We start from the raw sequence: 13,827 nt of genomic DNA, 5'->3' as shown, positions 1-13,827 counted from the left end.
TGTCTGTCTTTACAAACAGTAGCATAACATTTCACCACCCCAAAAAGACTGAAAAATAATAACTTTACATAAAATTTATACTTATTTATATTTGTCTTAATATTGTAGTAATACCTACTACCTTATTGTTGTTTGCAAGCATTTAGAGCCTGTATAGCTTATGTTTTCGTTGTCATTAGGCAGGCTATAAATATAAAAGCCTGAAATAATCGACGACAAAAGTAGAACACAATACTAGATTTTGCTTCTTTCGCAAATAAATCATTTTCCAAAATAATTTATATGTCTTAAAAGAAAATATGACCTTAACTATGAATAGATTTGCGGAAATTTAGCAGCCGTTTTAATGTATGCCATATTACAATAAGGTAATCTAATTTAAATCGTTTCGGAGTCTTACGGAGTTAAAAGGAGAAGGGTCATATGTTGGGTTTTTCGCAAATATCGTTTTTTTTTGGTCGATAAAAATGCAATTCGGAAAAGCTCACCTTTATAGAGAAACCGTGATAATTCAATAGAGCAGAATCATTTTGCATTCTATTTCAGTGCTGATATTAAAAACCGGTTTTTAATTATCAACCTAAATTAGCGTAATATTAATCTTGAGCATAAATAAGACTTTTTCCAGCTACCATATATAAGATTATGTATACCCCCATCGAAAAAGCTGCGGATTTTTTGCAGAATAAAGTTACGAAACCACCTGAATCAGAAGATGTAGTAAAAGCATTAATTGCAGCAGAAAAAGCAGCAAAGCAAAATAAAGCAGATTATAATTATTCGCAGCTAGTCGGTAACTGGAGACTGGGGTTTATTACTGGAACTAAAAAGACTCGAAAGCGTGCGGGAGTTGTTTTAGGAGCAGGGAAATTTCTTCCAAAGCTAGTTAAGATTCAACTTTCCTACAGCAAATCTGAGGATTCATCAGAAAAAGGAAACGTTGAAAATTCCGTCCAATTTGGTTTATTAAAAATAGTTTTATCAGGTCCGGTGCAGTTTTCAAAGAAAAATATACTTGCATTCGATTTTACCAAAATGCAGTTATCTTTGTCCGGATTAAAATTATATCAAGGTTATATTCGTGGTGGGGAAGATAGAGAAAACAGCTTTTATCAACAAACCTTAAAACAGCAAGCATTTTTTACCTACTTTTTAATAGCAGATAAATACATCGCCGCACGAGGAAAAGGTGGGGGATTAGCTTTGTGGGTAAGGAGTTAGGGAACAGTTAATAGTTTTAAATTATTTCTTCCCCCTCTTCCCCTCTAAGGCATTACACTGATAACTGTTCACTTCTTCGTCATAGCCCAAACACCACACCAATTTTGAGGAATTCCGTTACAATTCAATTCTTCGACTCTTTCTAGATATAGTGCTGCGGCTTTATCTTCTGGGTTAATTTCTAATACTTTTTCAAAATACTCTTTAGCTTTGACGCAATCTCCACAGCGATAATTTTCTAAGCCATTTTCAAAATCACTAAGAGTTTCTAACTTCAAATTACGAACTTCTTCTACTTCTCCATCCAATATTTCGTATATCGCTATCGGTTCGCTTTTTCCTTTGACTATAACCCTATCTAAAAACCGCATTTGATATTTTTCAGGGTTAGTTAAATGTGCTAAAGCTTGTTCGCTTATGACTAAAGAAACTCCGTAAAACTTAGTCAAACTTTCTAAACGTGCGGTTAAATTGACGTTATCGGAAAAAGCATCACCCTGCATTCTGGCGGTTTCTCCTACCATTCCCACCATCATATGACCGAAATGCACCCCAATTCCGACTTTTATCGGTTTTTGATTGTTCTCGATTCTGCGAATATTTTGTGATTCAACTTTCTTTAATTTACCGATACCTGCTCTAACTGCATCATCGGCACCCTTGGGGAAAACTGCCATCATCCCATCCCCAAGATACTTGACAATAAACCCAGTATTATCCCGAATTATCGGAGATACTTGACGTAGATAATTATTTACAAAATCGAAATTTTCTTGGGGTGTCATGCTCTCAGAAATAGTCGTAAATGAGCGAATATCCGAGAACATTACCGCCATTTCTTTACTTACATGGTCGCCTAATTCTACATCAATAATGCTGTCTTTACTTAAGAACTTTAGGTATTCGTGGGGAACAAATCTACCGTAGGATTTACTAGTTTGAGATAGCTTGAGGTGAGATTTTATTCTAGTTAGTAATTCATCTTTATGAAAGGGTTTAGTAAGATAATCATTTGCGCCAAATTTAAACCCGGTAACTATATCAGTAACTTGATTTTTTGCTGTTAACATGATTACCGGTAATTGATGGGCTGGATATTTTTCCCGTAATGCAGCACAGACTTCATAACCAGACATTTTTGGCATCATAATGTCTAGTAATATTAAGTCAATTTTTTCTTCTTTATCTACTATGTTTAAAGCTTCTCGACCGTTTAATGCTTGAGTAACTCTATATTTATGCAGCGACAAATGATTGTTTAATACCTGTAAGTTTACTGGTTCGTCATCAACAATTAATATATGGTATTTACTGTTCCTTAAAGATATTTTGTGAATATTTTCAGCAGATTCTGTAGAGAGGGGAGTAATATTGTTTAATTTAACCTTCTGCGTTTTAAAAGTTTTTCCAAATGTCTTATATTTTGGCTGTTGATTTAATTCCTCTATCTTTTTATTCTCTGGTTTATTTTGACTAAATTTGTTATCTACAACGGGTAAAGTAAAACTAAAACTCGAACCTTTACCAACTTCAGAATCTACCCAAATTTCACCACCGTGTAGTTCAACTAATTGCTTTGTGACTGCTAAACCCAAACCAGTTCCACCATACTCTCGCGCTGTTGAACCATCAGCTTGTTCAAACGATTCAAATATTTTTTCGTGTTTTTCAGGAGGAATACCGATTCCCGTATCTGAAATTCTAATAGTTAGTTTTCCTTTATCTTCAAATGCAAAAACTTCTACTTTTCCGCTTTCAGTAAACTTAATTGAGTTTCCGATAATATTGAATAATATTTGCTCTAATCGTTGTTCGTCAGCATAAGCAAGAGGTAAATTATTGGGTATCGAATTCACTAACTTTAAATCTTTGCCGCCGACTAAAGATTGGCTGAAACTTAATACTACACTAACTAATGAATATATTCCAACGGCTTTTTGCTGAAGTTCAATATTTTGATTTTTGAGTTTCGCAAAATCTAAAATATCGTTAACTAGTTCTAGTAATCTATGTCCGCTGTTAGCAATCATCACTAGATTTTGTTGCTGTGGCGAACTAATTTCTCCCGTAGCACCATCAACCATTGACTCTGCTATCCCAATCATACCGTTGAGAGGAGTTCTTAATTCGTGGGAAGTATTAGCTAAAAACTCATCTTTTAATTTATCCAGTCGTTCTAATTCGCTATTTTTATCTTCTAAAGTTTCAAAAGATTCATGTAGTTGATGAGCCATCATCTTAAAAGAGTTTGCTAATTCTCCTACTTCCGATATGCGCGAACCTTTTACAGTTTCCGTTCCTTCCCAAGTCCCTTCTGTAATATCTTTAGCTGCATTATTGAGGCGTGCAATTGGTTGAGCAATCCTACGGGCTGTAATAATACCAATAATAATAGTAATGATTAAAGCTAACAAGCAGAATAATAATGTATTGCGCTGATTTTCATTAATCTGTGCCATGAAATCGGCTTCGGGAACAACAACCAAAATTAACCAATCTAAACCATATCTATCTTTAAATGTTGTTACCTGTAAAAAATGACGTTCCCCTTTGATGTCAAATTGTAACTGCTGAGTTTTTTTAATATTGTTTAAATTACCAAATTTTTTATTAAGAAAATTAACAGATTTACTCACCAAAGGGGAATTACTATTGCTAGCACTTAAACGTTTTATTTTGTCTTTTTTTTGATAATATATTTTCTCATCAGTTGAAGAAGCAACTATTTTGCCATTACGTTCGATGATAAAAGTTTTACCTGTTTTACCAACTTTTACCTCACGCAAAAATTCACTAATTTGCTTTAAAGATATATCCGCAGCTAGTACGCCTGCAAATTCACCATTATTATAAAACGGACGAGCAGCCGCGATCGCAATATTGCTACCATCGTTATATGTATAAATATCGCTCCACTGAGGACGTTTTTGGTTTTTAATTTTTGTATACCAAGGTCTTAAACGAGCATCGTAATTGGGATTACCTAATTCCGGTATACCAAAACGTCTACCTCTACCTTCAGTATTATAAATTAGTAGTTGACCGGCTTGAAAATTTTTAGTAGCAGTAATCTTATTTCTTGAATCTACACCAATATATCCACCATCTTCCTTACCAATAAAAACTACATTAACATTCTTAAATACCTGCATTTGCTGCCAGAATTGACGTGCGATTGTATCTGGCTGCTCCAAGCTCAACATGCCAATTCGCAGCGTTTGTTGGTTATTTGCATTAATTAGATGCGGGGATTCTAAATGATTTTTAAGGTGTATTTCAATACGGTTACTGATTTCATTCCGCAATTCCGAGACAACTTCATATACTGCTTCTTGGGAATTTTTAAAAGAAAGATATCCGACTAATCCCACTGTTCCAAAAATCTGCAATACAAATGGAATAATCAATACACTACGTAAAGGTAAACGATTTCTCGATATGCCTAACTTCTGAAAAAATCCCCTTTTTTGTTCATTCTTTAGTTGACTACCTAATTTATCTACAACCATTAGCGTTTCTCCTAATCCCAAACACGTCTATGACTTACTTTTCTGCAATCTTCGTTCCCAGTTGACAGTTAATAGTTAGCAGTTACTAGTTTTAAATTATTTCTCCCCCTTCTTCCCCTTCTCCCCCCTCTAATTCTTCGAGGGGATTAAACTATTAACCGATAACTGTTCACTGCTCACTTCTTCGTCATAGCCCAAACACCACACCAATTTTGAGGAATTCCGTTACAATTCAATTCTTCGACTCTTTCTAAATATAGTGCTGCGGCTTTATCTTCACTATTAACAGCTAATACTTTTTCAAAATACTCTTTGGCTTTGACGCAATCTCCACAGCGATAATTTTCTAAGCCATTTTCAAAATTACTAAGAGTTTCTAACTTCAAATTACGAACTTCTTCTACTTCTCCATCCAATATTTCGTATATCGCTATCGGTTCGCTTTTCCTTTGACTATAACCCTATCTAAAACCGCATTTGATATTTTTCAGGGTTAGTTAAATGTGCTAAAGCTTGTTCGCTTATGACTAAAGAAACTCCGTAAAACTTAGTCAAACTTTCTAAACGTGCGGTTAAATTGACGTTATCGGAAAAAGCATCACCCTGCATTCTGGCGGTTTCTCCTACCATTCCCACCATCATATGACCGAAATGCACCCCAATTCCGACTTTTATCGGTTTTTGATTGTTCTCGATTCTGCGAATATTTTGTGATTCAACTTTCTTTAATTTACCGATACCTGCTCTAACTGCATCATCGGCACCCTTGGGGAAAACTGCCATCATCCCATCCCCAAGATACTTGACAATAAACCCAGTATTATCCCGAATTATCGGAGATACTTGACGTAGATAATTATTTACAAAATCGAAATTTTCTTGGGGTGTCATGCTCTCAGAAATAGTCGTAAATGAGCGAATATCCGAGAACATTACCGCCATCTCTTTACTTACATGGTCGCCTAATTCTACATCAATAATGCTGTCTTTACTTAAGAATTTTAGGTATTCGTGGGGAACAAATCTACCGTAGGATTTACTAGTTTGAGATAGCTTGAGGTGAGATTTTATTCTAGTTAGTAATTCATCTTTATGAAAGGGTTTAGTAAGATAATCATTTGCGCCAAATTTAAACCCGGTAACTATATTCGTTACTTGATTTTTTGCTGTTAACATCACAACAGGTAATTGATGCGGTGCATATTTTTCTCTTAACTTGGCACATACTTTATAACCAGACATTTTCGGCATCATGATATCAAGCAACATTAAGTCAACCTTATCGCCGTTTTCAATGATTTCTAAAGCTTCTGCACCGCTCGACGCTTGAGTAACTCTATATTTTTGTAGAGACAAATGATTATTCAATACCTGCAAATTTACTGGTTCGTCATCGACAATTAATATATTATACTTGCTATTTTTAGATATATTTGCAACCTTTTCTTTATTATTAGAAACAGAAGCAATATTGTTAGCTGATGCTTGATTAATCTGGGCAGTTTTTTTAGATAATTTTAATTTTCTTCGTTGATTTGATTCTCGCGAATTTTTACTTTCTGCTTTAATCTTCTCTGGTTGAATTTTTGTATTTATTACGGGTAAAGTAAAACTAAAACTCGAACCTTTACCAACTTCAGAATCTACCCAAATTGTTCCACCGTGGAGTTCAACTAACTGTTTTGTAACTGCTAAACCCAAACCAGTGCCACCGTATTCTCGCGAAGTTGAGCCATCTGCTTGTTCAAATGATTCAAATATCTTTTCGTGTTTTTCCGGAGGAATACCGATTCCCGTATCTGAAATTGTAATTGTTAATTTTCCTTTATCTTCAGATGCAACAACTTCTACTCTTCCGCTTTCAGTAAACTTAATTGAGTTACCGATAATATTAAATAATATTTGCTCCAAACGGTGTTCGTCGGCGTAAGCTAAAGGTAAATTATCTGGTACCGAATTAATTAACTGTAATTCTTTTTTGCCCACTAAAGATTGGCTAAAAGTTAATACAACATCAACTAGAGAGTGTATTCCTACAGCTTTTTGCTGAAGCTCTAAACCTTGATTTTTTAGTTTCGCAAAGTCCAAAATATCATTAACCAATTCTAATAATCTATGTCCGCTATTAGCAATCATCAGCAGATTTTTCTGCTGTAAATTAGTTATCTCTCCCGTAGCACCATCAATCATCGATTCTGCTAAACCAATCATACCGTTGAGAGGAGTTCTTAATTCGTGGGAAGTATTAGCTAAGAATTCATCTTTCAATTTATCTAGTCGTTCTAATTCGTTATTCTTTTGTTCTAAAGTTTCAAAAGATTCATGCAGTTGAGAAGCCATCGTGTTAAAAGAGTTTGCTAGCTCTCCTACTTCCGATATCCGCGAACCTTTTACAGTTTCCGTTCCTTCCCAATTCCCTTCAGCAATCTTTTTTACTGCCTGATTGAGACGTGAAACTGGCTGAGAAATTCTTCTTGCGGTAATGATACCAATTACTATAGCTATAGCTAAAGCCAGTAACGATAATAAAATTGTATTGCGTTGATTAGCATTAATTCCTGCTATAAAATCGGCTTCGGGAATCACAACAACAATCAACCAATCTAAGCCATATTCATCTTTAAATGGCGTTACCTGTAAATATTGAAGTTCTTTTTCTATATTAAATTCTAACTGTTGAGTCGTTTCTATATTACTTAAATCATTAAATTCTTGTTTCAGAAATTCTATAGATTCTTTAACTAAAGGTGAAGAACTCTCGCTATAATTTAAACGCTTAAAATCATTTCCATCTTTAAAATATGTCTTCTCTGTAGTAGAAGAAGCAACTATTTTTCCATTACGCTCAATAATAAAAGTTCTGCCAGACTTTCCGACTTTGAAAGCACGTAAAAAATTATTAATTTGATTTAAGGATAAATCAACAGATAAAACCCCTTGCAATTCGTTATTGCTATAAACAGGAGTTGCAGCCGCTATAGCAACATCGGTACCATCACTATATGTATAAATTTCGCTCCAAGTCGGGCTTTTCTTAGTAGCAGCAGCTTTATACCAAGGTCTCATTAAAGAATTATAATCGTTTCTAACTAGCTTTGGAGTACCGACCTTAAAACCTTGAGCATCGCTACTGTAAAATAGAAAATCACCTACAGTAAAATCTTTAGTTATTGCAATTTTGTTACCTGGCTCTGCACCAACATATCCACCTTTGTTATTACCAAAATAAACAGCATTAACATCATATACTTGCTTCTGCTTCCAAAAATGCCTCGAAAGTGCATCTTGATTATCGATATTCAATATACCTATCTGGTATGATTTAAGATTGCTTTGATTAATTACATGTGGTGTTTCTAGATAATCGCTTAGATGTAGCTTGATGCGATCGCTAATTTCGCTCCGTAATTGAGAAACAACATCACTTACTGCTTGTTGAGAATTTTTAAAAGAAAGATACTCTACTAATGCTACAGTGCCAAAAATTTGTAATACGAATGGAACGACTAATACGGTACGTAAAGGAATCCTATTTCTCAATCTAGCTATCTTATCAAAGAAACCTTTATTTTTTCCATTGACTGACTGATTTTCAATTTTTTCTGCAACCATTAGCTACCCCCTATTTCTACTACTGATTCATTTTTTTATATGAATTCTAGTTGCTTGTTGTAGCGATGACCCTTTATTTTCTATATATTTTACATGTTATTTTGAGTTATAGGTATTATTTCTGAATTATTCCAATTCAATTATTTTTTTTTGCGAGAGCATTTTATTTGGAATAAGTCAACCCTGAGACAAATGCATAATAAAATACAATTAGCGATGATAAAGCCTAACAGAGTAGACTAGAAAGATTATTAGAAGACTATAAATACGAACTGGCGAATATTTTAGTATTTGTATATACAATTATTAGATTTGATCTAAGAAACAAAAATTTTAAAGTAAACACTAATAAATATATGCTTATTGATATTGCAAATGATTAGACTATGCTTATGAAATTATAAAATATTAGTATTTGGGAGGTTATCTAAGTTGATTTTAAACCCAGTAAGATTTTTATTAAAGTTGTTTTTAGTAGAAGAAATTGAACCAGTTATCGAAAGCGAAATCTCACTGACTGCAATTATTCAGCAATGGTTGCTTGAAAAACTGCAACAAGTATGGCGATTTACTAACAAAACTTTTAACCTTAAATTATTTGAACTAGAAGATAAACCTGTTTCTCTAGCTTCTCTATCAAAGCTGATTCTATTCGCTTTTATTGCTTATTTAGTTGCTAGATTCTTACGTGAGTTTATTCGACGAACTTTATTAGTTAGATTTGGTTTTGATAGAGGAACTTTAGAAGCTGTTGCCTCTGTAATCGGTTATTTATTAACTGGACTTGGATTTCTGATTGTATTAGAGATTTCGGGAATAAATCTCAGTTCTTTGACTGTAATTGCTGGTGTATTAGGAATTGGAGTCGGATTCGGTTTTCAACAGCTTGCTGCTAACTTTATCAGCGGAATTACGCTTCTATTTGAACAGCCGATAAAAGTTGGCGATCTAATTCTAATAGATGATTTATTAGGAATAGTTGAGAAAATTTCAATTCGTTCTACAGCAATAAAATTGCTAAATGGTACCTTCGTAATTATTCCTAACTCTGATTTTATTCAAAATAAAATTATCAATTTGAGCTATGGGAAAAGTAAATGCCCCGTAGAAGTAAATATAGAATTAGTATATGGAAACGATACAACTTTAGTCACAGAAGCAATGTTAGCAGCGGCTCGCCAGCAGAATAATATTCTATCAGAGCCACCACCAAAAGTATTGTTCAAAAAATTTGCCAGCACCTTAAAATTCAAGTTAGTAGCTTGGATAAACTATTTGATTATTGAAAAATACGTAGGGTGTGTTGTCGCGGAGCGCAACGCACCATCGGGTATTGGTTCCGGTGCGTTAGGCTAAAGCCGTAACACACCCTACAAATACCTAATTTTATTCAGAAATCAAACCGGATTCCTATATTATCCGGTATGGTAGAAATATTCTCCGAAAAAATTGATAAACGTATTGCGGAAAGAAAAGCTGGGGAATTTATCGGTGAAATGGCTTTATTAATGGGAATTCCTCGCTCTGCTAGTATCCGAACTTTAGAAGATACTACCTTGTTTGTAGTCAATCGCGATAATTTACAAAAACTGCTATCCAACTACCCTCAATTAGCAGAGCAAATTTCTGTCGAAATATCTAAGCGTAGGGAATCTTTAGAAAATATGGGTATATTACCAGATAAAATTGATTCAGAACAAACTGTTTTAAATTGGGTTCGTAAACGACTCAATGCTATTTTTGAACTGTAAATTTAGCATAGTTAATAGGCGTAGATTGAAATTATTAGCAAATATTTCAACCGATACTATAAGGCTACAGCGATACAAATACAGCCTACCTCCATAGTAGTAAGAGCAACTGCGTAGATTGTTCAAAAGAGTTATCGGATTTCTAATTTTTGCTACTTATTAAAAATGAATCTATCTCTATAGAGATATTTCTATCAATTCTAATTAATATTGCAATACAAAACTTTACAAAACAATAAGTATTTTTAGTGTGGGCAATATCAGCAAAATTACTTTATTATATTATTCTTAAAGTCTTTCAAAAGATGATTTTTTGTAAGAAACAATACTATGAATAACAATCAAGATAAAACCATTTTAGAAAAACATAACAGCAAAATTTGGCAGGAAATACCAAAAAACTTTGAACAGGCTATTTCGGTTATCAAAGAATTTGCCTTTACAGAAGTTAAAAAAGAAGCAGAAAAAAAACAACTGTATTTCCACAATCATGCTCATGCAGAAGCTGTTCAACGCCGAGCGGAAATAATATTCAATGCTATAAAACCTTTTTGGAATCAAATTTGTTATCAGTCAGATTCATCAGACAGTAAGCGAGCGAAATATTTGATTGACATTTGTGCGGCGAGTCATGACATGATTCAAGAATTTTTACCTTTAAAATCTCCTCAAACAGCAAGGCAGCGAGAAAGCGGAGTTAGCGAAAATGCTACAATTAATAAATTAATCGAATTTATAAAACACTTAAATCAAAAATATACTTTAGAAAATCCCGAACTTCCTGCTTTATTTACACAATCAGATTTAGAAATAATCCGAAAATCAATTTCGGCTACCATTTGTTATTTTGACACTAACGATAATTCTATTTATCAGCCAGATTTATATAATTCAGAAGAACAAATATTATTAAATGCGCGTATTATTGCACTAGCAGATATCGGTGGATTGGGTATAGATGGAATTGCAGCTTATTTTCAAGAAGGCAGTTTGATACTTTTAGAAGAGAATCCAGATATAATACCCTTAATCAAAGAATTTTTAACTAAAAAAGAAGACAGCAGCAATAATAAGGAAGTATATGAAAACTTAAGAGAGCGGTTATTGAAAAGAGCAAAATTTCAAATTAGCTTTGCAAAAGGACGCTTAGCCAGATTAAATCGGGAATTAGAAGGTTTGCCTGAAGAAGTTGTTTTAATCTTAAAGGAAAAAGTATTTAAACACCTCAACGAGCAAACAATTGAACAAATAGAAGCTTTAACGCCTACTGCTGCCGACACAAATTTGGAAAAATTGATTGAGTTTTTCGAGCTAGAGAAGTATATTCATAACTAGCATTCATCAGTCGAATATCTTACTGGTTAACCTATGGGATGGTTTCAGCAACTAAGACAAAATATTCTGGTATTTTTCCGGGATATATATAAAGCAGAACTTTTTAAGTTGGATGATGGTAAATCTTTTACTCTAGATTTATTTCTCCAACTCATTTTTTATGCCGTTATTGCTTATATTATCGGTAGTCTTATCAGCCGGTTAATTAGCAAGACTATATTAAGCCGATTTAAGATTGATAGAGGTACCAAAGAAGCAATTTCTTCAGTCGTTGGTTACTTGATTGCTGGAATAGGTTTTTTGATTGTTCTTAGAGGTGCTGGCATCGATCTCAGTTCCTTAACTGTTATTGCTGGGGTATTAGGGCTTGGTATTGGTTTTGGATTGCAAAATATTTCGAGTAATTTTATTAGCGGTATTACACTATTATTTGAACAGCCTTTAAAAGTTGGGGATTTAGTAGAAGTTGATGATTTACGAGGAATTGTAGAAAAAATTTCGATTCGTTCTACAGTAGTTCGTACTTTAGATAATGTTTTTGTAATTGTACCCAATCAAAAGTTTATCGAAAATAATATTGTTAACTGGAGTTATCGAGATAAAAAATGTCGAGTTCACATTCCGGTAGGAGTTGCTTACGGTACCGATACAACCTTAGTCACCGAAGCACTTTTAGCTGCAGCGAGAAGACACCCCCGCGTACTAAAGCAACCCACTCCTAAAGTTTGGTTTAAAGAATTTGGTGATAGTTCCTTGAACTTTGAACTATTAGTTTGGGTAGATGAGCCACCGGGTATTCCTCAATTTAAAAGCGACTTAAATTTTTCTATTGAAAATGAATTAAATCTGCGGAATATTAATATTCCTTTCCCTCAAAGGGATTTACATCTAAAGAATCCTCAAGATTTAATTCAATTATTTCAAGGCGCTGGTAACTTAAAAGTCTCAGACAGCAATGTTTCTAACGATTCCCCTAAAACAAAAATTCCAGATACCGCTTCTAACTCTTCAGGAACTCAAAGTTTAAAAGATTTACTGCGTCAAATTAGTTATTTCCAAAACTGTACTCCCCGACAAATTCGAGAATTAATCGAACAGGGTTTCAGACAGATGTTACCCCCAGAGCAAGTTATTTGTCGTGAAGGAGATCCCGGTAACTCGTTTTACGTTATTCTTTCTGGCTCTGTAGAAATCTATTCCGAGAAGCTTAACAAGCATATCGTCAACCGTCATGCTGGTGAATTCATCGGAGAAATGGCACTGTTAATGGGGATTCCCCGTTCTGCTAGTATACGTACAAACGAACAAACAACCTTATTTGTTGTAGACCATACCAATTTACAAAGACTATTATCCAATCATCCTCAATTAGCAGATCAAATTTCCGCAGAACTTGCAACCCGTAGCGAATCTTTAGCAAGCATGGGAATTCTACCAGAGAAAATTGATTCCGAACAAGGTATGTTTAAGTGGATTCGTAGCCGCATAAACACTTTGTTTGAAATTTAATTTATTCTCTTGTTTTTATTTGTAGGGTGTGTGACGGCTACTATCATTTATTAAGCATAACGGAATAAATTAACTTTGCCGTCACGCACCATTAATCGTTGTCATGAATTCAAGTTATTTTCAGGACTTACGCAATTGTCACAATACCCGGTTGGTGCGTGACACTTAAAACATTATCAATGCGTTCCTTCATTAATCTAAGTTGTAGGTTGGGTTAGACGCACGAAAATAATAGTTATCAAATAAAAATTAATCTGCGCTTCGTAACCCAACATATTGTAATTTGTCTTACAAATAATACTTTTGAATAACATATTTGTAAGCAATTGTATTCTAGTATCATTTTTAGCTTGTTTTATTTTTGCTATAGATATATTTAACAACATATAGTCATATCTTGATTGGAGATATTCCTCTCAGTTTATTGACTTCTCCTTTACTTATTACCTTGATAATGTCTGCTGGATTTCCAAGCCCTGCACAAGATTATTTAGAAGGGACACTTGATTTAAATAGTTACTTAGTCAAGCATCCAGCAGCCACTTTTTTTATGAGGATGACTGGGGATGCAATGGCTGATGCTGGTATTTACGATGGTGATTTGTTAATCGTCGATCGCAGCATTGAAGCTCAGCATAATTCAATCATTATTGCTGTGTTTAATGGAGAGTTAACTGTGAGAAAATTTATCAAAATCAAGCAAGAAATATATATCAAGACTAGTTATACAGAAAAAAATATCAAAATTACAGAAGATATTGATTTTAGTATTTGGGGTGTGGTTACTAAAGTAATTCACGAATTAGTTCGGTAAGGCTAAAAACCTCACCCTCAATCCCTCTCCTTAGCAAGGAGAGGGAAGTTCAAGGTAGGGTGAAGTTAATATTTGA

9 protein-coding genes are annotated in these 13,827 nt (G+C 34.0%); 6 read left to right on the top strand and 3 right to left on the bottom strand.

Annotated elements, in window-relative coordinates; translation table 11 throughout:
- Positions 1–645: 645 nt before the first annotated feature.
- A complete protein-coding gene (locus tag RIV7116_RS26520; RefSeq protein WP_015121408.1) occupies positions 646–1,221 on the top strand; it encodes a hypothetical protein in 576 nt (191 codons plus the stop codon).
- A gap of 68 nt (positions 1,222–1,289) precedes the next feature.
- Here the strand turns inward: RIV7116_RS26520 and RIV7116_RS26515 are convergent, their stop codons facing one another.
- The 3 genes from RIV7116_RS26515 to RIV7116_RS26510 form a co-directional block, all read right to left on the bottom strand.
- Positions 1,290–4,730 (bottom strand): ATP-binding protein, encoded by a 3,441-nt coding sequence (locus RIV7116_RS26515; RefSeq protein ID WP_015121407.1) that lies wholly within the window; start codon positions 4,728–4,730, stop codon positions 1,290–1,292.
- A gap of 176 nt (positions 4,731–4,906) precedes the next feature.
- The gene (locus RIV7116_RS37225; RefSeq protein WP_015121406.1) at positions 4,907–5,146 is read right to left on the bottom strand and encodes a hypothetical protein; all 240 of its coding nucleotides are present in this window, start codon (positions 5,144–5,146) and stop codon (positions 4,907–4,909) included.
- 49 nt (positions 5,147–5,195) lie between these two features.
- A complete protein-coding gene (locus tag RIV7116_RS26510; protein ID WP_015121405.1) occupies positions 5,196–8,342 on the bottom strand; it encodes an ATP-binding protein in 3,147 nt (1,048 codons plus the stop codon).
- A gap of 432 nt (positions 8,343–8,774) precedes the next feature.
- Here RIV7116_RS26510 and RIV7116_RS26505 point away from each other — a divergent pair, with 432 nt between their 5' ends.
- From RIV7116_RS26505 to RIV7116_RS26480, 5 genes are all read left to right on the top strand, one after another.
- Positions 8,775–9,698 (top strand): mechanosensitive ion channel family protein, encoded by a 924-nt coding sequence (locus RIV7116_RS26505; protein WP_052330853.1) that lies wholly within the window; start codon positions 8,775–8,777, stop codon positions 9,696–9,698.
- A gap of 68 nt (positions 9,699–9,766) precedes the next feature.
- Positions 9,767–10,093, top strand: a complete 327-nt coding sequence (locus RIV7116_RS26500; protein WP_044291205.1) for a cyclic nucleotide-binding domain-containing protein — start codon at positions 9,767–9,769, stop codon at positions 10,091–10,093.
- A 330-nt stretch (positions 10,094–10,423) separates the two neighbouring features.
- Entirely contained in the window at positions 10,424–11,428 is a 1,005-nt protein-coding gene (locus tag RIV7116_RS26495; protein WP_015121404.1) for a hypothetical protein, read from the top strand.
- A gap of 33 nt (positions 11,429–11,461) precedes the next feature.
- The gene (locus RIV7116_RS26490; protein WP_015121403.1) at positions 11,462–12,937 is read left to right on the top strand and encodes a mechanosensitive ion channel domain-containing protein; all 1,476 of its coding nucleotides are present in this window, start codon (positions 11,462–11,464) and stop codon (positions 12,935–12,937) included.
- A gap of 454 nt (positions 12,938–13,391) precedes the next feature.
- Positions 13,392–13,751 carry a LexA family transcriptional regulator gene (locus tag RIV7116_RS26480; protein WP_052330887.1) on the top strand — a complete coding sequence of 120 codons (360 nt, stop codon included), beginning with the start codon at positions 13,392–13,394 and terminating at the stop codon, positions 13,749–13,751.
- Positions 13,752–13,827 lie beyond the last annotated feature (76 nt).

The organism is Rivularia sp. PCC 7116 (assembly GCF_000316665.1).
Lineage (GTDB): Bacteria > Cyanobacteriota > Cyanobacteriia > Cyanobacteriales > Nostocaceae > Rivularia.
The sequence above is the reverse complement of the archived record's forward strand: the minus strand, read 5'-3'. Positions and strand labels throughout refer to the sequence as shown.

Excerpts from the sequence above, each read along its gene's own strand:
- RIV7116_RS26520 (WP_015121408.1), top strand. The coding sequence starts at position 646 with ATGTATACCCCCATCGAAAAAGCTGCGGATTTTTTGCAGAATAAAGTT.
- RIV7116_RS26515 (WP_015121407.1), bottom strand. The coding sequence starts at position 4,730 with ATGGTTGTAGATAAATTAGGTAGTCAACTAAAGAATGAACAAAAAAGG.
- RIV7116_RS26510 (WP_015121405.1), bottom strand. The coding sequence starts at position 8,342 with ATGGTTGCAGAAAAAATTGAAAATCAGTCAGTCAATGGAAAAAATAAA.
- RIV7116_RS26500 (WP_044291205.1), top strand. The coding sequence starts at position 9,767 with ATGGTAGAAATATTCTCCGAAAAAATTGATAAACGTATTGCGGAAAGA.
- RIV7116_RS26495 (WP_015121404.1), top strand. The coding sequence starts at position 10,424 with ATGAATAACAATCAAGATAAAACCATTTTAGAAAAACATAACAGCAAA.
- RIV7116_RS26490 (WP_015121403.1), top strand. The coding sequence starts at position 11,462 with ATGGGATGGTTTCAGCAACTAAGACAAAATATTCTGGTATTTTTCCGG.
- RIV7116_RS26480 (WP_052330887.1), top strand. The coding sequence starts at position 13,392 with ATGTCTGCTGGATTTCCAAGCCCTGCACAAGATTATTTAGAAGGGACA.